This is a genomic window from Tardiphaga sp. 619_E2_N8_4 (assembly GCF_051810905.1).
Classification (GTDB): domain Bacteria; phylum Pseudomonadota; class Alphaproteobacteria; order Rhizobiales; family Xanthobacteraceae; genus Tardiphaga; species Tardiphaga robiniae.
In genome coordinates this window covers 6,077,945-6,093,832 of sequence record NZ_JBPWQJ010000001.1, presented here as the reverse complement: position 1 = coordinate 6,093,832, position 15,888 = coordinate 6,077,945, and the positions used below count along the sequence as shown (strand labels likewise).

Annotated in this window: 13 protein-coding genes; 8 read left to right on the top strand and 5 right to left on the bottom strand. The window is 60.9% G+C overall.

The features are described from left to right. Nucleotides 1-39: 39 nt before the first annotated feature. The 3 genes from AB8A23_RS28965 to AB8A23_RS28955 form a co-directional block, all read right to left on the bottom strand. On the bottom strand, nt 40-1,512 hold the full coding sequence (locus AB8A23_RS28965; RefSeq protein ID WP_309947283.1) for a sensor domain-containing diguanylate cyclase: 1,473 nt from the start codon (nt 1,510-1,512) through the stop codon (nt 40-42). A gap of 171 nt (nt 1,513-1,683) precedes the next feature. Next, complete coding sequence (locus tag AB8A23_RS28960; protein ID WP_309947282.1) at nt 1,684-2,379, bottom strand: glutathione S-transferase family protein; 696 nt, start codon at nt 2,377-2,379, stop codon at nt 1,684-1,686. Nucleotides 2,380-2,401: 22 nt separating this feature from the next. Continuing rightward, entirely contained in the window at nt 2,402-3,112 is a 711-nt protein-coding gene (locus AB8A23_RS28955) for a glutathione binding-like protein (protein WP_309947280.1), read from the bottom strand. Nucleotides 3,113-3,326: 214 nt separating this feature from the next. On the opposite strand from AB8A23_RS28955, the gene AB8A23_RS28950 reads away from it, so the two are divergent. Both AB8A23_RS28950 and AB8A23_RS28945 read left to right on the top strand, forming a co-directional pair. Beyond that, a complete protein-coding gene (locus AB8A23_RS28950) occupies nt 3,327-4,439 on the top strand; it encodes an MBL fold metallo-hydrolase (RefSeq protein ID WP_089261748.1) in 1,113 nt (370 codons plus the stop codon). A gap of 47 nt (nt 4,440-4,486) precedes the next feature. Further along, a complete protein-coding gene (locus AB8A23_RS28945) occupies nt 4,487-5,083 on the top strand; it encodes an SCO family protein (protein ID WP_439060432.1) in 597 nt (198 codons plus the stop codon). A gap of 53 nt (nt 5,084-5,136) precedes the next feature. Here the strand turns inward: AB8A23_RS28945 and AB8A23_RS28940 are convergent, their stop codons facing one another. Then, a complete protein-coding gene (locus AB8A23_RS28940; RefSeq protein ID WP_439057370.1) occupies nt 5,137-5,913 on the bottom strand; it encodes a DUF4394 domain-containing protein in 777 nt (258 codons plus the stop codon). Nucleotides 5,914-6,066: 153 nt separating this feature from the next. On the opposite strand from AB8A23_RS28940, the gene AB8A23_RS28935 reads away from it, so the two are divergent. From AB8A23_RS28935 to AB8A23_RS28925, 3 genes are all read left to right on the top strand, one after another. Further along, nucleotides 6,067-6,645 (top strand): sigma-70 family RNA polymerase sigma factor, encoded by a 579-nt coding sequence (locus tag AB8A23_RS28935; protein WP_439057369.1) that lies wholly within the window; start codon nt 6,067-6,069, stop codon nt 6,643-6,645. Next, complete coding sequence (locus tag AB8A23_RS28930; protein WP_439057368.1) at nt 6,642-7,406, top strand: anti-sigma factor; 765 nt, start codon at nt 6,642-6,644, stop codon at nt 7,404-7,406. Before AB8A23_RS28935 ends, AB8A23_RS28930 begins: the two co-directional genes overlap by 4 nt. 166 nt (nt 7,407-7,572) lie before the next feature. Next, nucleotides 7,573-8,616 carry a hypothetical protein gene (locus AB8A23_RS28925; RefSeq protein WP_439057367.1) on the top strand — a complete coding sequence of 348 codons (1,044 nt, stop codon included), beginning with the start codon at nt 7,573-7,575 and terminating at the stop codon, nt 8,614-8,616. A gap of 180 nt (nt 8,617-8,796) precedes the next feature. Here the strand turns inward: AB8A23_RS28925 and AB8A23_RS28920 are convergent, their stop codons facing one another. Then, the gene (locus AB8A23_RS28920) at nt 8,797-10,761 is read right to left on the bottom strand and encodes an alkyl/aryl-sulfatase (protein WP_309947987.1); all 1,965 of its coding nucleotides are present in this window, start codon (nt 10,759-10,761) and stop codon (nt 8,797-8,799) included. A gap of 115 nt (nt 10,762-10,876) precedes the next feature. On the opposite strand from AB8A23_RS28920, the gene AB8A23_RS28915 reads away from it, so the two are divergent. The 3 genes from AB8A23_RS28915 to AB8A23_RS28905 all read left to right on the top strand — a co-directional run bounded on the left by AB8A23_RS28915 (nt 10,877) and on the right by AB8A23_RS28905 (nt 15,883). Further along, entirely contained in the window at nt 10,877-11,266 is a 390-nt protein-coding gene (locus AB8A23_RS28915) for an EF-hand domain-containing protein (RefSeq protein ID WP_374725692.1), read from the top strand. Nucleotides 11,267-11,306: 40 nt separating this feature from the next. Continuing rightward, nucleotides 11,307-14,321 (top strand): excinuclease ABC subunit UvrB, encoded by a 3,015-nt coding sequence (uvrB, locus tag AB8A23_RS28910; protein ID WP_439057366.1) that lies wholly within the window; start codon nt 11,307-11,309, stop codon nt 14,319-14,321. Nucleotides 14,322-14,401: 80 nt separating this feature from the next. Then, nucleotides 14,402-15,883 (top strand): deaminase, encoded by a 1,482-nt coding sequence (locus AB8A23_RS28905; protein ID WP_439057365.1) that lies wholly within the window; start codon nt 14,402-14,404, stop codon nt 15,881-15,883. The last annotated feature ends 5 nt before the right edge of the window (nt 15,884-15,888 follow it).

The window sequence follows — 15,888 nt, the reverse complement described above, 5'->3', positions numbered from 1 at the left end:
CGCAGGGCGCGCGATTGCGCATCGGCTCCCGCAGCTTGCCTACACCATGCCCGCGCTGCGCCGGTCACGATCGGGTTGCGCATAGTAGCTGCGTTTGGCCTGCAGCATTTCCATATCGGCGCGCTTGACCACGGCTTCGAGCCGCTCGCCGGTCCGGCTGGTGGCAATCCCGGTGGAGAGGCTCAGCGTCAGATCCGGATAGTACTGGTTGTTGACCTCGATCAGCCGCGCCAGCGAGGCAAGCACCGCCTCGCCGCCGACGGCATCCACTCCGGGCAGCAAGATGGCGAATTCGTCGCCGCCGATCCGCGACACCGTAGCCGGCTTTTCGACCAGTTCGCCAAACACTTCACCGGCCCGGCGCAGCAACCCGTCGCCGGCGGCATGGCCAAGATCGTCATTGGCAGTCTTCAGCGCGTTAAGATCGGCAACGATCACGGTGACCGGTTGCGATCCCTTGCGTTCGAGCCGGTTGAGTTCGTCCACGAAGAACGAGCGGTTCGTCGTGCGCGTCAATACGTCGTGGGTGCCGAGATATTCCAGATAGGCTTCCGCCTTCTTGCGCGCGGTGATGTCGGTCAGCGCGACCTGCACCTGTGACCAGTCGCGCTCATGCCCGGGCAACACCGAGAACTGCAGCAGCAGATGCAGCTTGGTGCCATCGAGCGCGTAGTTGACGACCTCGCGTTGCTGGAACAGCTTGCCCTCCCACAGGTCAATCAACTGTTCGCGGAAATGCGGCTCCATCTCGTCGCGAAACACATCCGACAATTGACGGAGCAACGTGTCCTTGTCGGGCGCGCCGAACAATTCCAGCGTACGACTGTTGACATCGAGCACACGGATCTCGCTCATGCAGCGCAAAACGAATTCCTCGTGCACATCCGTGAACACGCGAAAATCCTCGATGCCGCGCGCGCGAACGTCGTCCACCAGGCGCTTGACGCCGCTGAAATCCTCGACCCACAGCGACACCGGCGAATGCGCGAACAGGCCGAACGCATAATTCTCGCTCTCCGCGAGGCGACGACGCGCGCCTTCACGTTCGGTCACATCCTCGATGGCGATCATCACGCGATCCCAGCGCTCTTCATGCCCGGGCAGAACAATGCCGTGCAGCTGGATGTCGAGGCGCTCGCCCTTCAGCGTGTAGTTGACCGTATGGCTGGAAAAATGATTGCGGCCGCTCCAGAGCTGGGCCAGTTCCGACACATGACTCTTGAACGTATCGTCGCGCATCACCAGGCCGAGACTGAGCGTCAGGTGAGACAGGTCGCGCGCGCCGAACAGTGACAGCGTCTTGCGATTGACCTTGAGAATGCGGATGTGCTGCGAGCACTCACGGACCCGTTCGGGATTAGCGAGCAGGAATGTCTCGATGTCGTCGACGCCCTGCGCCTGCCACTGTTCGAACAGCCCCTTCACATCGCTGTAGTCCTCGATCCAGAGCGAGACCGGGGCAAGATCGAACATCACGGCATCGTCGGCGAGATTGGTAGGCGGAACGGACATAGAGACCTTGGCGCGTGAGACAGCGTGAATCGTTGAGGTATTCCCTTATAGCGAGAGTTACAGGGAATATCCTTGGATTTTCACGAAGGCACCAAGCACCACCGAAACAACGCTGGTATGCGGACATGAATACCAGCGATTGCTCAATTCATCGCCCGTAGAGAGTGGAACTCAGACCGGATAGCCCGCCGAGTTCCGCGCCATGCCGTTAAAAGCATCAAGCATTTTTTCGCGCCATGCATAGATCGCGTCGTCTTCCGCCAGCAGCTTGAACGGCGAGATCGCACGCGCCCACTGGAACGGGCCGAACACGATGTAGTCGGCATAGTTCGGCGCGGCACCACCAAGGAACGGCTGCGTCTTCAGGGTGAGGCGCATCGGATCAAGCGACTTGCGGAAGGCATCTACGCCCGTGTCGCGATTGGATGCGACCTCTTCCAGCGACTTCTTGAACCGCGCTTCGCGGCTCTCGCGGAAATAGGCCTGATCGACCGGACGCAGATGACCATGAATATCCGCGACGATGAACGGAAACATGCCGGCGACCACGACCGTGTCGCCCCACCAGTTCAGCATCCGCGCCATGGCGCGGCCGCCCTCGCCGCCGAACAGTGACGGACGATCCGGATAGGTGTCTTCGAGATAATTGGCGATCGCCCAGGAGTCGTTGACCGCGCGCTCACCATCGAGCAGCACCGGCACCTTGTCGGATTTGTGCTTATTGATCGCGTCCTTCTCGGTGAAGCGCCACGGGATCGATGTGGCGTCGAGGCCCTTATGTGCCAGCGCCATCCGGATGCGCCAGCAGAACGGGCTGAAGGGACGATCTTCTTCGGTGCCGACCAGTTCGAACAGTTGCAGCGCCATGATTGCTTCTCGTAATTCTGAGCTAACTCTTCACCACAGCCGAGGTCTGGCCGAACAGCAGCTTGCGCTCTTCGTCGGTGCGGATCGGCGGCTGGCCGAAATTCGGATTGACCTCTTTGGCGATCTCGTAAGCACGCTTGACCGCCGGCCGCTCGGCGATGGTTTCGAGCCAGCGCTTGAGATGCGGGAAGTCGTTGATGTCCTGGCCCTGGTTCTTGTAGGGCACGATCCAGGGATAGCTCGCCATATCGGCAATCGAATAGTCGCCGGCGATGAATTTGCGGTCCGCGAGGCGCTTGTTGAGCACGCCATAAAGCCGGTTGGTCTCGTTCACATAGCGATCGATGGCGTAAGTGATCTTTTCCTGCGCGTAATTGCGGAAGTGATGGTTCTGTCCGGCCATCGGGCCAAGGCCGCCCATCTGCCAGAACACCCACTGGATCGCATCATAGCGCACAGCGAGATCATCGGACAGGAACCTCCCGATCTTCTCGGCGAGATACATCAACATCGCGCCGGACTCGAACACCGAGATCGGTTTCGAGCCGCTCTTGGGCGCATGATCGAGCAGCGCCGGAATGCGGTTGTTCGGCGCGATGGACAGAAACTCGTCCTTGAACTGGTCACCCTTGCTGATATTCACCGGAATGATCTTGTAGGAGAGCCCCGTCTCCTCAAGAAAGATCGTGATCTTGTGGCCGTTCGGCGTGCTCCAGTAATAGAGATCGATCATCGTTCAATCCGTTTTGCGTGATGAGGCAACCCGCAAACCCGACCGAAGGCCGATTGAATGCGACTGCATGAAATGTTGCCGGATCATCGGATCAAGTCAATGCAATTTGCTCCGCCTCCGATGATCTTCGAAAGATCATTTTCTGCCAGTGGCGCATCCGGTCTGTTATCAAACGGAAACTCCGCACAGGCGGATGATTTCTGGGAGACATGCCATGACCGCAGATATCCGCCGCCGCGACTTTCTCAAGACCTCGGCAGCCTTTGCTGGCATGGCTGCGGCCGGATTTTCCTGCGTGGAGGTTGCCAACGCGGCGCCGATCCAGGTGCCGACGGTCGATCGGCTCTCGATCCGCGTGCTCGTCGATCAGCAGCACGATCAATTCCTGCGCGGCAGCACGGTAAATGGCGTGGTGCATGAGGGGCCAGGACCGGCCCGCAGCGCGGATGCGCGCAACGTGCTGCACAATGAGTGGGGCCTGTCGCTGTTTCTGGAATCGCAGCGTGAGCAGGACAAGCGTAATATCCTGCTCGATTTCGGCTATACCTCGCCGGCGATCATCAACAATATCGGGCTGCTCAAGGTCGACCCGGCCTCGCTCAACGCGCTGATCGTCAGCCACGGTCACATCGACCATTACGGTGGACTGATCGGCTTCCTCGAGCAATATCGCAGCGTATTGCCACCCGACATCAAGCTCTATGCCGGCGGCGAGGATAATTTCTGCCACCGCGTCAGCCGCGCATCGACCGGCCAGTTCGGCGAAGGCGGCATCCTCGACCGCAAGCAGATCGCCGCGCAGAAGGTGCAGACCGTACTCTGCGAAACCCCGACGGTCATCGAGGGCCATGCTTTCACAACAGGCAAGATCAAGCGTAACAGCGTCGAGCGCGTACTGCCGAACACCTTCGTGGACTACAAGCCGGATAGCGCAGGCTGCGACTATGGCCATTACACCGCCGCCGAACTGCAGGGCAATTTTGCACCGGACGAACACGTCCATGAACACGCCACCTGCTTCAACATCCGTGGCAAGGGACTGGTGGTGATCAGCTCCTGCGGCCATGTCGGCATCGTCAATTCGGTGCGGCAGGCGCAGGAGATATCGGGCGTGCAGAAGGTGCATGCCGTCGTTGGCGGCTTCCACCTCGGCCCGGCCCCTGCCGACTACCTCAAGCAAATCGTCGGCGAGATCAAGAAGCTCGAGCCCGATGTGGTCATCCCGATGCATTGCAGCGGCCTGAACTTCCTGCTCGAGGCGCGCGCGCAGATGCCGGACAACGTCATCAACGTCTCGACCGGCAGCCGCCTGACCTTCAGCGCGTGACCTCGCGCGCCGCACGCGCCTTCTGGTACCGGACCGGCATAGCCGCCATGGCTGCGCTGTGGCTCGGGTGCTGGAGTGCGGCGCCCGCCTCAGCGCAGGGGTCGTCCCGTTCGGCAGCCGAATTGATGGACGCAGTGATGTGGAATCGCGAGCCGATCGGCGACGCGTTCCAGCTTATCGACCAGTCGGGTCAAGCCCGCAGCGAGCGCGACTATCGCGGCCAGCTGTTGCTCGTGTATTTCGGTTTCACCTATTGTCCGGACATCTGCCCGACTGACCTGCAAGCCATCGGACTGGCGATGGACCGGCTTGGCGCTGACGCCGCTCATGTGCAGCCGCTCTTCATCACTCTGGATCCCGAGCGCGACACGCGGGAGCAACTGGCGCAATATGTGCCGATGTTTCACCCGAAGCTGATCGGCCTGACTGGCAGCACTGCCGCGATTCATGCCGCCGCCGAAGCCTATCGCGTTTATTACAAGCGCATCGACTTCGACGACAGACCGGCCGACTACACCGTCGATCACTCCGCCTTCGTCTATCTGATGGACCGCGACGGAAAATATCTCGGCTTCTTTCCGCCCGGCACCTCTGCCGAGAAGATGGTCGATATGATCAAACCGTATCTGGGAATCGGAAAATAGAGATGCCGCGCCCTTGCGAGCGCAGCATCGTGATAGAAGTGATCGACTGAAGCTTACATGCCCATGATCGCGATATCCGTCACCTTGCCGGTGACGCCGGAGATCTTGGCGGCTTCGGTCGCGTTGCCAGTGGCGAGATCGACCGAATAGAGCGTGCCATCGGCCATCAGCCAGGCTTCGTTCTTGCTGCCGTCCGACCAGATGTCGAAGGCGACAGCTGCCGGCTTGATACCGAGCTTGCCGACCGCGCCGAGGATGCCGTCATTCGGCGGCGCCTGCTTGACCAGCGCACCGATGGTGCCATCGATATTGAACAGCGCGGTCTCCTTGGTGCCCTTCACCGAATTGGTGTAGGCGCCAGCGATGACATTGGGCTTCTCGCCCTTGTGCATGTCGGTCTCGGCATATTTGTGATCGCCGTCCTTTGTCACCTTGCCGTCGTCGACATTGGCACGCAGGCTCATGCCGTCCGAGCCCATCACGCGCAGACGATCGGCCACGGGGTTGAAGTCGACGGTGGCGGTGACGCCCTTGGCCAGCATGGTGTCGAGCTTCGACTTCACCGTCGCCTTGCCGTCCGCGGCGATGGTGACGATCGTGCCGTCATCGACCACCCCATAGAGCATGCCATCGGCGGGACGGACGTCGATGCCGACCAGCGCGCCGGATATACCAGTGACCTTGACGGATCCGGCCGCCATCTTCTTGGTGGTATCGACCATGGCGATGGTGTCGCCACCGACCAGGGCTGCAACCTGGGCAGCATTGGCGGCGGCCGCGGGGATCAGCAGCAATGCTGCAGAGGCGGCGAAAAGCGAACGAAATGACATAAGTGGCTCCCTGTGTTTCCGCGATCCCCTCGGGACCGACACAAGGACTACCGGCGGGCCCTCCCAACTGGATGCACGCCCCTGAAAATAAATTCATTTGGGTGCATCCAATTGCGTGCGGCAAAGGTAGACTGACCATGCAAGGGCATGGACATGACTGGGAATGGCACCATCACCGAGACCCGGCGCCACGAAGCGGGCCTCGACCACGCGCGCGAGGCACAGCTGTCGGCTGCGCTGGCGCGATGCGCCGCCGGCGACCGGGCGGCTCTGCAGATGATCTACAACAGCGAAGCCCCGAAGATGATCGGCGTCGCCCGCCGCATCCTGTTCCGGCAGGATCTGGCGGAGGAAGCCGTGCACGATGCCTTCGTGCGGATCTGGGGCGCGGCCGCGTCGTTCGATCCGCATCGCGGCTCGGCGCGAGGCTGGCTCTATGCCGTCGTGCGCAACCGCGCGCTCAGCATTCACCGCAACGAGCATCGCTATGACGCGTCCGACGACAGTGCGCTCGATATCGACTGCGAGGCGACCGTGACGCGGATGCCCGAGACATCGGCGCTGCGCAAATGCCTGGAGCGTATCGACCGTCCGCGCCGCGATGTCGTGGTGCTGGCCTATGTCCACGGCATGAGCCACGGCGAACTGGCCGGCCGGCTGAAGGTGCCCTTGGGCACCGTGAAGAGCTGGGTCCGCCGCAGTCTGTTCGCACTGCAGGAGTGCATGGGATGAGCATGCACGACGACAACACGCATTCCACCGACGATCTCGCCGCCGACTATGTCATGGGCCTGCTGGAAGGCACCGAGCTCGCCGCTGCCGAAGCGCGCATGACCGACGATGCCGATTTCGCCAGGGCCGTCAGCACCTGGCGCGAGCGATTGGCCGATCTCGACGCCACAGCCGAAGCGCTCGCCCCCAGCGCTGCACTGTGGGACCGCATCGCCGACTCCACCAAGGTGAAACCGGCGATCCCGCTGCCCGGCGCCCGCGCCGCGCTGTGCGGCGCAACGCTGTGGGACAATATCGGCTTCTGGCGCGGCACCGGGATCGGCGGCGTGTTCGCGGCCTTGATGCTGGTGGTGATCCTGATCGGCGCGCTCGCAACGTCGCGCCAGCTCCGCCGCGAACTGATCGCGCTGGCGCAGCGCAAGCCGATCTATGTCGCCGTGCTGGTCAACGACGCCACCAGGGAAACCGGCGCCATCGTCAACACCTTCTCCGACGGCCGCGTCGAACTGATCCCGCTGCGCCCGATCGACGTACCCGCCGGCCGCACGCTGCAGGTCTGGACCCTGTGGGATCGCGACATCGGCCCGAAGTCCATCGGTCTCACCGGACAGTCGCGGACATTGCAGCTCGATCTGGAAGCATTGCCGGATACGGTCGCAGATCAGTTGTTCGAGATCACGCTGGAGCCAGAAGGCGGCTCGCCGATCGGAAGACCGACGGGGCCGATCCTGTTCAAGGGCAATGCGGCAAGAGCTTTGTGAGCTCTCGCAGTCATCCTTCGAACCTATAGCCGCCCATTGAACGTATCAGTCGCTGCGTTCGACAAAGGGCGTGACACGGCGGCGGACATGGTGTCCCTGCAGCCTATTCCTTGTGACCTGATCGATCCATCTTGCGGCGTCGAATGGCGCGTTGCGGAGAGAGTGCATGCGATATTCGACCGATGATCTGCGCGCGGCTGTCACAGCCGGCGTGCTTCCTTCCACGCAGCTCGACGCCCTGCTGACTTTCCTCACGGCGCGGGTGCCGGAGCAGCCGGCGGCCGGTCCCAAATTCGATGTCGTGCATTTGCTCTGGTATGCAGGCGCGCTGGTGGTGATATCAGCCATGGGGCTGTTCTCGACGCTGGCGTTTTCGCAGATGGGCGGACCGGCGCTGACCGCCACTGCCCTGGTCTATGCCGGCCTGTTCACCGCAGCCGGTCACTATCTCTGGACGGTCAAGAAACTGCGCACGCCGGGCGGACTGCTGATTGCGGTGGCCGTGGCGATGACGCCGCTGGCCGTGTTCGGCATACAGGACGCCTACGGTGCCTGGACCGAATTCGGCAAGCCGGCGGCGATGCGCGATTTCTATGTCTGGATCAAAGGCAGCTTCGTCTTCATGGAGCTGGCGACCATCGCCGCGGCAATCGTGGCGCTGCGGTTCTATCGCTTTCCGTTCATCGTGTTCATCATGGCGGTGGCGCTGTGGTTTCTGTCGATGGACGTCGTGCCGTGGATCGCGGGCGCGGGTTACGGCAACTGGGAACTATCGCGCAAGGTGTCCATCTGGTTCGGCCTTGGCATTCTGGTTGCTGCGGTGATCGTCAACTTGCGCCAGCGCAGCGGCGATTTCGCATTCTGGCTTTACCTGTTCGGCGTGCTGACCTTCTGGGGCGGCATCACCGCCACGTCGAACGGCACCAATCTCGACAAGGCGCTATACTGCCTGCTGAACGTCGGCTTCCTGCTAATCTCGGTCGCGCTGTCGCGACGGGTGTTCGCGGTGTTCGGCACCATCGGCATTGCGATCTATCTCGGCGACCTCGCCGAGAAGATCTTCAAGGATTCAATGCTGTTCCCGTTCGCGCTGTCGCTGATCGGCATCGGCATCATTGCGCTGGGGCTGTATGTCCATCGCCACCAGCGCGACATCGGCACCTGGGTCGATGCGCGCCTGCCCGAATCGCTCAAGCGCCTGCGGGCGTAACCGGTCGCCGGATAGGTTTGATGAGGCTGGCCCTGCAGGTCTGGCCCCTGTGAGACCGCGATCGGGCCCCCACTGGACGACCTCGCCGGAGAACGACATCGTCAAACGTCATCAAGTTGAAATAGCGTCTCTCCCGATCAACCATCGGGCGGGAACGCGCTTTTGCCGTCGTGCCAGGTTCTATTCCGCGCGCACTTTCTTCGGTTCCACGATCTCGAATCCCGGTGAGAATTCGTCCAGCAGACCGAACAATTCGCGCAGCTTGAGCGGATTGCCGCTGAGCGATGTCTCCCCGGCGGCCACACTGTCCGCAAAGGTGCGCTGCTTCAGCGTGATAGCGTCGAGCGCTGCGCGGGTCAGCGTCACGCTGGCGTCGGCGTTGTCCGAAAGTTTGCCCGACATATGCGTCAGTGCTGAATTCTCCAGGTTCATCACATAGGTTTCATTGAGATCGGTGAAGGTCCAGTTGATGACGATCTTCTTGCCTTCTGCCTTCGTCGCGTTGAGCCGCACCCCGAGAAAATCGAAGGCCAGATCGATGGATACGCCCTTGAGCAGCTCGGCGTTCGCCAGCGACGATCTCTGCGGCCCGACGCCGCTGCGCAGTTCCAGTGCGCCGAGCAGATAAGCATTCCGCCACGTCGCCGCCTCGCTCTGATAGCCCAACTGTTCGAGCGCATCGGCACCGAGATCGCGCGCCTCCTTGTTCGACGGATCGGCGAACACGACCCGACTCATCACGCTGGCGACCCAGCGATATTGCCCTGCCTTGAAATCCTCGCGCGCGCGTTTGATCGTGGCGTCCGCACCGCCCATGTATTCGATCTGCTTCTTCGCTTCCTCTGCGCGCGGCAACGGATTGAGGTCCGCGGGATTGGCGTCATACCAGCCAAGATAGAATTGATAGACCGCCTTGGCATTGTGGCTCAGGGTACCGTAATAGCCGCGCGACGCCCAATCGTTCGCCAGCGACAGCGGCAGTTTCAATTGCTCCGCAATCTCGGTTGATGTGAGGCCGTGGTTGAGCAACCGCACGGCCTGGTCGTGGATGAATTTGTAGAGATCGCGCTGTTTCTTGAGAAAATTGACGATGCGCTCGTTGCCCCACATCGGCCAGTGATGCTGTGCGATCACGATATCCGTCCTGTCGCCGTAGCGCGCGATCGCCTCGCCGATGTAGCGCGACCACAACCGGCCATCGCGAATTTCCGCGCCGCGGATGGTGTAGAGATTATGCATGTTGTGGGTGGCATCTTCCGCCATGTTCAGCAATTTGAACTGCGGAAAATACAAGATCATCTCGCTTGGGGCTTCCGAGCCCGGCACCAGATGAAATTCGATCTCGACGCCATCGACGATGCGCGTCTCATAGGACTGCTTGATGAGGTCGTTTGGGGGGATCAGCGAGATCGTCCCCCGCGCCAATGCCTTGCCCAACCCCGTATCGACCTGGGCGCGCTCACCGACCGGCAGTGTGCTGCCGAACTGGTATTGCGCGCGGCGCGACATCGCATTGCCGGCAATGACGTTCTCCGCCACCGCATGCTCCATGAAGCCGTCGGGCGCGATCACCTTGACCTTGCCCTGCCTGGCGTCGTTCTCGCTGATGACGCCCTTGGCGCCGCCGAAGTGATCGGCATGGCTGTGGGTGTAGATCACGGCGGCGACGGGCTTCGCAGGCCGATTCTTCAGATAAAGTTCGAGCGCGGCTTTTGCGGTCTCGTTCGACAGCAGCGGATCGATCAGGATCAGGCCGCTGTCGCCCTCGATGATGGTCATGTTGGAAATATCGAGCCCGCGCACTTGATAAACGCGCTCGGTGACCTTGAAGAGGCCGTTGATCGCGTTGAGCTGCGCCTGTCGCCACAGGCTGGGATTGACGGTCGCCGGCACGGCGTCGTTTTGCAGGAACGCATAGGGCTTGGTGTCCCATGCCGGCCTGCCGTCCGGACCTGCGATCACGCCATCCGGCAGCGTGGCGATGAAGCCGCGTTTGGCATCGTCGAAATCGGCGCGGTCGGAAAACGGCAGCGTCTTCAGCACCGATTCGTTCAGCCCCTTCGTGGCCGGCTCGGCGTCCCTGGACTGGGCGAGGCACGGCGCTGTTGCAAATCCTATTGCAGTGCACAGCAATATTGTTGGCATCACACGCATGGCAATCCCTCGCAGACCTCGGCCGCATCGCCGGATTTGAGTGTTGAACCCGGAATCCGAATGACGCATCCTGATTGAAACATAGAGTATGCCAAGGGAGATGATCATGACCACACGCCGCACGGTTTTGCTATCCCTCGCAATACCTCTTGCCGCGCTGGTGCCGGCGCAGGCCGCCTCTTTCCTGGCGCAGCTCGATCCCGACAAGGATGGCACCGTCGACCTCACCGAGGCGAAGGCGGCCGCCGGCAAATTGTTCGACAAGCTCGACCGCGACAAGGACGGCACGCTGGACGCCCGGGAGCTGCGTGGACGGCTGAGCAAGGGCGAGTTCGCTGCCGCCAATCCGGACAATGACGGCACGCTCGACAGAGCGGAATATCTCGCCGTGGTGGAAACCCGGTTCCGCGCGGCAAACCCCGATAATGACGGCACCATCGACGCCAGAGAATTCGCAACGCCGGCGGGCAAGAAGCTGTTGAAGCTGCTCAAGTAGGGCCCTTTTATCGCCACCGGACTCGCCCCATATTCCGCCCATGGCGAAGAAACCCGACTCTCCGAAAAAGCCCGCAAAATCAATCAAGACCCCCGCCGCCAAGCCTGGCGCCGGCCGTCCCGACGTCAAGCCGATCGGGCCTGCGCTGGCGGAACTGCTGAATCCCGCGATCAATCGCGGCGATGCCGGCATGGGCTCGGGCACCGGGCTGCAGCCGCCGCCGAGTAATTCCTTCGAGCGCCGCTCCGGCGGCGAGGCGGCGGTGCATCGTGCGCGCAAATCGACGCCGAAGAAATTCGAGGGCGACGAGGGAATGCGCCCGACGCCATTGCAGCCGTTTCCCCAGCCCGTGGTCGCGCCCTATGCGCCGCGACTGAGCGAGCAAAAGGGTCTCGAGGAAGCGCCGCAGGCCAATTACAACACCTCGGCCTCGATCCCGACGCTGGATCCGGAACTCGCCAAGCAGCTCGGCTTCGCCACCGAGGAAGATGATGCCGCTGCCATGGCACGGCCGCCGCGCAACAAGATGGAGGCGCTGGGCGTGCAGGCCACCGCCGATGCGCTGGAAGCGCTGGTGCGCGACGGCCGTCCGGAGTTCAAGGACCAGAAAGTGTGGACGCCGCATCGTCCGCCGCGCCCGGAGAAATCCGAAGGCGGCGTGCGCTTCGAGCTGAAATCGGAATATGAGCCGAAGGGCGACCAGCCCACCGCGATCAAGGAACTGGTCGAGGGCATCGACCGCAACGATCGCACCCAGGTTCTGCTCGGCGTCACCGGTTCGGGCAAGACCTACACCATGGCCAAGGTGATCGAGGCAACGCAGCGCCCGGCGATCATCCTCGCGCCAAACAAGACGCTGGCCGCGCAGCTCTATGGCGAGTTCAAGAGCTTCTTCCCCGACAACGCCGTCGAATATTTCGTCAGCTATTACGACTACTACCAGCCGGAAGCCTACGTCCCGCGCACCGACACCTATATCGAGAAAGACTCGTCCATCAACGAGCAGATCGACCGCATGCGCCATTCGGCGACGCGCGCCCTGCTCGAGCGCGACGACGTCATCATCGTGGCGTCGGTGTCGTGCATCTACGGTATCGGTTCGGTGGAAACCTATACCGCGATGACCTTCGCGCTGAAGAAGGACGAGCGCATCGACCAGCGCCAGCTCATCGCCGACCTCGTCGCTTTGCAATACAAGCGCACCCAGCATGATTTCACGCGCGGCACCTTCCGCGTGCGCGGCGACGTCATCGACATCTTCCCGGCCCACTATGAAGACCGCGCCTGGCGCGTGAACCTGTTCGGCGACACCGTCGAGAGCATCGAGGAGTTCGATCCGCTCACCGGCCACAAGCAGGACGAGCTCGAATTCATCAAGATCTACGCCAATTCGCATTACGTGACGCCGCGGCCGACGCTGATCCAGGCGATGAAGTCGATCAAGGAAGAGCTGAAGTGGCGGCTCGACCAGCTGCACAATCAGGGCCGCCTGCTCGAAGCGCAGCGGCTGGAGCAGCGCACCACCTTCGATCTCGAAATGATGGAAGCCACCGGCTCCTGCGCCGGCATCGAGAACTATTCGCGCTATCTTACTGGCCGCCGGCCGGGCGAGCCGCCGCCGACCCTGTTCGAATATGTGCCGGACAATGCGCTGGTCTTCGCCGACGAAAGCCACGTGTCGGTGCCGCAGATCGGCGCCATGTTCAAGGGCGACTTTCGCCGCAAGGCGACGCTGGCGGAATACGGTTTCCGCCTGCCCTCCTGCATGGACAACCGCCCGCTGCGTTTCGAGGAATGGGACATGATGCGCCCTCAATCGATCGCGGTATCAGCGACACCGTCCGGCTGGGAGCTGCAGGAATCCGGCGGCGTGTTCGTCGAGCAGGTCATTCGCCCCACCGGCCTGATCGATCCGCCGATCAACATTCGCCCGGCCCGCACCCAGGTCGACGATCTGCTCGGCGAGGTCCGCGCCACCGCAGCCCAGGGCTATCGTTCGCTGATCACCGTGCTGACCAAGCGCATGGCGGAAGACCTGACAGAGTTCCTGCATGAGCAGGGCATTCGCGTGCGCTACATGCACTCGGACATCGACACTATCGAGCGCATCGAGATCATCCGCGACCTGCGCCTCGGCGCCTTCGATGCGCTGGTCGGCATCAATCTCCTCCGCGAAGGTCTCGACATTCCCGAATGCGCGCTGGTCGCCGTGCTCGACGCCGACAAGGAAGGCTTTTTGCGCTCGGAAACGTCGCTGATCCAGACCATCGGCCGCGCCGCGCGCAATGTCGATGGCCGCGTCATTCTCTATGCCGACCAGATGACCGGCTCGATGACCCGCGCCATCGCCGAAACCGATCGCCGCCGCGAGAAGCAGGTGGAATACAATACGCTGCACGGCATCACGCCGGAAAGCGTGAAGAAGTCGATCGGCGACATCATGAACTCGGTCTATGAAGGCGACCGCGTGCTGGTGGATATCGGTGGCGGCATGGCAGAAGACGCCATCACCATCGGGCACAATTTCGAAGCCGTGCTGGCCGATCTGGAAGTGCGGATGCGCGAGGCTGCCGCCGACCTGAACTTCGAGGAAGCCGCCCGCCTGCGCGACGAGGTCAAGCGCCTGCGCGCCACCGAACTCGCCGTCGTCGACGACCCCACCGTCAAGCAGCGCGGCGTCGCCGCACGCGGCGGCGGTTACAAAGGCGAGAAGAAATACGGCGACGCCGCCAACCTGCCCGCGCGCCTGGACAAGGCCGCGCAAGGCAAGGCGCGTGGCAAATACGGCAAGAGTTCATCAGCGGGCGGCGCCTCGTCGAAAGTGCACAAGCCCGGGCTCGACGAGATGGGCATCGCGAACTGGCATGAAGTGAAGCCCGCGCGCGGCAAAGAGGTGGAACGCCCGCGCAAGCCGACGCTGGACGAAATGGGACCGGGCACCGAGAGCAAGATTTTCCAGCCGAAGAACAGCCGCGAGTCCGGACCGGAGTTTGGCCCCGCGCCAAGATCAACCGGCGGCGCGCCGGGGCATCGGGGTGGATGGAAGAAGCGGTGACTAGGCAGGATTGAGTTGCCCCCTAAGCGATGTCGTATACTATTCTCCGTTATACCGCGCGCATCGAATTGGACAGTCGAATGAACGACGCCTTGAAGTTACATCTGATGCGCGAAGCGATGGAGGAAGCACATAAATCTCATGCCGAAGATGATCGAAATCACCCGCGCGTTGGCGCTGTTCTAGCTGACGAAGACGGAAATATATTATTGCGCGCCCACCGGGGTGAAAACGAGAGCGGTGGACATGCTGAGTTTCTCCTTTTTCAAAAAGCAGAAAATGAAGGTATAGATCTACGCGATAAAACTCTTTTCGTAACGCTAGAACCGTGCACGCGGCGCGGGACAGGAAAGATCCCATGTGCGGTTCGTGTTGGGAATAGCGGCATAAAACGAGTGTACATCGGGACCATTGACCCAAATCCGAGTATTTGCGGTAGAGGTGAGTTACATCTCTTGAATCAAGGGTTGGAAGTTGAACGATTTCCATTCAGCCTGACAAAGGAAATATTGAGAAGCAATAAGGCGTTCTTTGACGACTATGCGCATTATTCTGCCCCCGTGGTTGCGATCGACGACGAAAATAGGGGAAGCGGAATTTCGAGGCTTCCTGGAAATCGGGAAGCTATTTTGCAGGCTTCCCTCGAACTCATTATTACGTCGAAAGGGCCGATTCATATATTCTCGGGCGGCTCGTCATGGGTCCGTGAGCTGCAGGTGGGCCTTCTATATGCTTCACTAGAGCATCGGGAGATTCGTGTACTTTGCGAGCACGAAGACGAGACAGACATGCCGTTCGAAATGAGAAAAAGCGCAGCGAGAGCCACAGGCGCGACCGTTGCCACTACAAAGAACAACATTGGAATTCGGGGGACGTTGGCATCCGCAAACACAGAGAAGGCCACTCTTATTTCAATAGAACGAAGCCCGACGTTGCACGGTTTGAAACTAAGTTCTCCGCATGAGACAGGCGTGCTAGCCGCACTCACTACTTTCTTTGATCAAGAATGGAGTAGAGCAAGACACGAAGCAGCGCGCGTACCTTCTATCAAGCCAATTGACATCCAGTACGTAGAAAACGTACTTCGACGAGAAATTCCCGCTTACAAAAACGCCAAGTTTCGACTCGAAGAGATTGAGATTGATCAACTACGGTTTCTTTCGAAGAACATGGAAAGATTCAAACTTTTTCGGATTGGCATCTTAGAAGCTCTGCTGGCTAAACATAACTTTCCGACAATGGGATTCTTCGAAGGGTCGCCTTGGCCCTACCTACTTCCCATTGTGGAGCGCAGCCACGACGGCAAGTACACCGTAATTGATGGCGCTCACCGTGTGTATCACGCCATGCAAAAAGACAAAAAGCTACTACCAATTATACTCGTCGACGGAGTCGATTACGAATTACCCGCCGACCCGATTGAAAACTTGGATGAAGTAAGAGTTACATCGGACAAGTGGCCACGCGCTCGACGATACAACAACTTCAAACCAAATCTTTTCCGCGACGTAAGGAATGCCATCGAGAGAGACCTATGGGCCTCAAGCAAGATACAGAATTGATGCAG

What these genes read in the sequence shown, in the direction of transcription:
- AB8A23_RS28925 (WP_439057367.1), top strand. Translation starts at nt 7,573, where the DNA reads ATGCGATATTCGACCGATGATCTGCGCGCGGCTGTCACAGCCGGCGTG.
- AB8A23_RS28920 (WP_309947987.1), bottom strand. Translation starts at nt 10,761, where the DNA reads ATGCCAACAATATTGCTGTGCACTGCAATAGGATTTGCAACAGCGCCG.
- AB8A23_RS28955 (WP_309947280.1), bottom strand. Translation starts at nt 3,112, where the DNA reads ATGATCGATCTCTATTACTGGAGCACGCCGAACGGCCACAAGATCACG.
- AB8A23_RS28960 (WP_309947282.1), bottom strand. Translation starts at nt 2,379, where the DNA reads ATGGCGCTGCAACTGTTCGAACTGGTCGGCACCGAAGAAGATCGTCCC.
- AB8A23_RS28940 (WP_439057370.1), bottom strand. Translation starts at nt 5,913, where the DNA reads ATGTCATTTCGTTCGCTTTTCGCCGCCTCTGCAGCATTGCTGCTGATC.
- uvrB (WP_439057366.1), top strand. Translation starts at nt 11,307, where the DNA reads ATGGCGAAGAAACCCGACTCTCCGAAAAAGCCCGCAAAATCAATCAAG.
- AB8A23_RS28965 (WP_309947283.1), bottom strand. Translation starts at nt 1,512, where the DNA reads ATGTCCGTTCCGCCTACCAATCTCGCCGACGATGCCGTGATGTTCGAT.
- AB8A23_RS28935 (WP_439057369.1), top strand. Translation starts at nt 6,067, where the DNA reads ATGACTGGGAATGGCACCATCACCGAGACCCGGCGCCACGAAGCGGGC.
- AB8A23_RS28905 (WP_439057365.1), top strand. Translation starts at nt 14,402, where the DNA reads ATGAACGACGCCTTGAAGTTACATCTGATGCGCGAAGCGATGGAGGAA.
- AB8A23_RS28930 (WP_439057368.1), top strand. Translation starts at nt 6,642, where the DNA reads ATGAGCATGCACGACGACAACACGCATTCCACCGACGATCTCGCCGCC.
- AB8A23_RS28950 (WP_089261748.1), top strand. Translation starts at nt 3,327, where the DNA reads ATGACCGCAGATATCCGCCGCCGCGACTTTCTCAAGACCTCGGCAGCC.
- AB8A23_RS28945 (WP_439060432.1), top strand. Translation starts at nt 4,487, where the DNA reads ATGGCTGCGCTGTGGCTCGGGTGCTGGAGTGCGGCGCCCGCCTCAGCG.
- AB8A23_RS28915 (WP_374725692.1), top strand. Translation starts at nt 10,877, where the DNA reads ATGACCACACGCCGCACGGTTTTGCTATCCCTCGCAATACCTCTTGCC.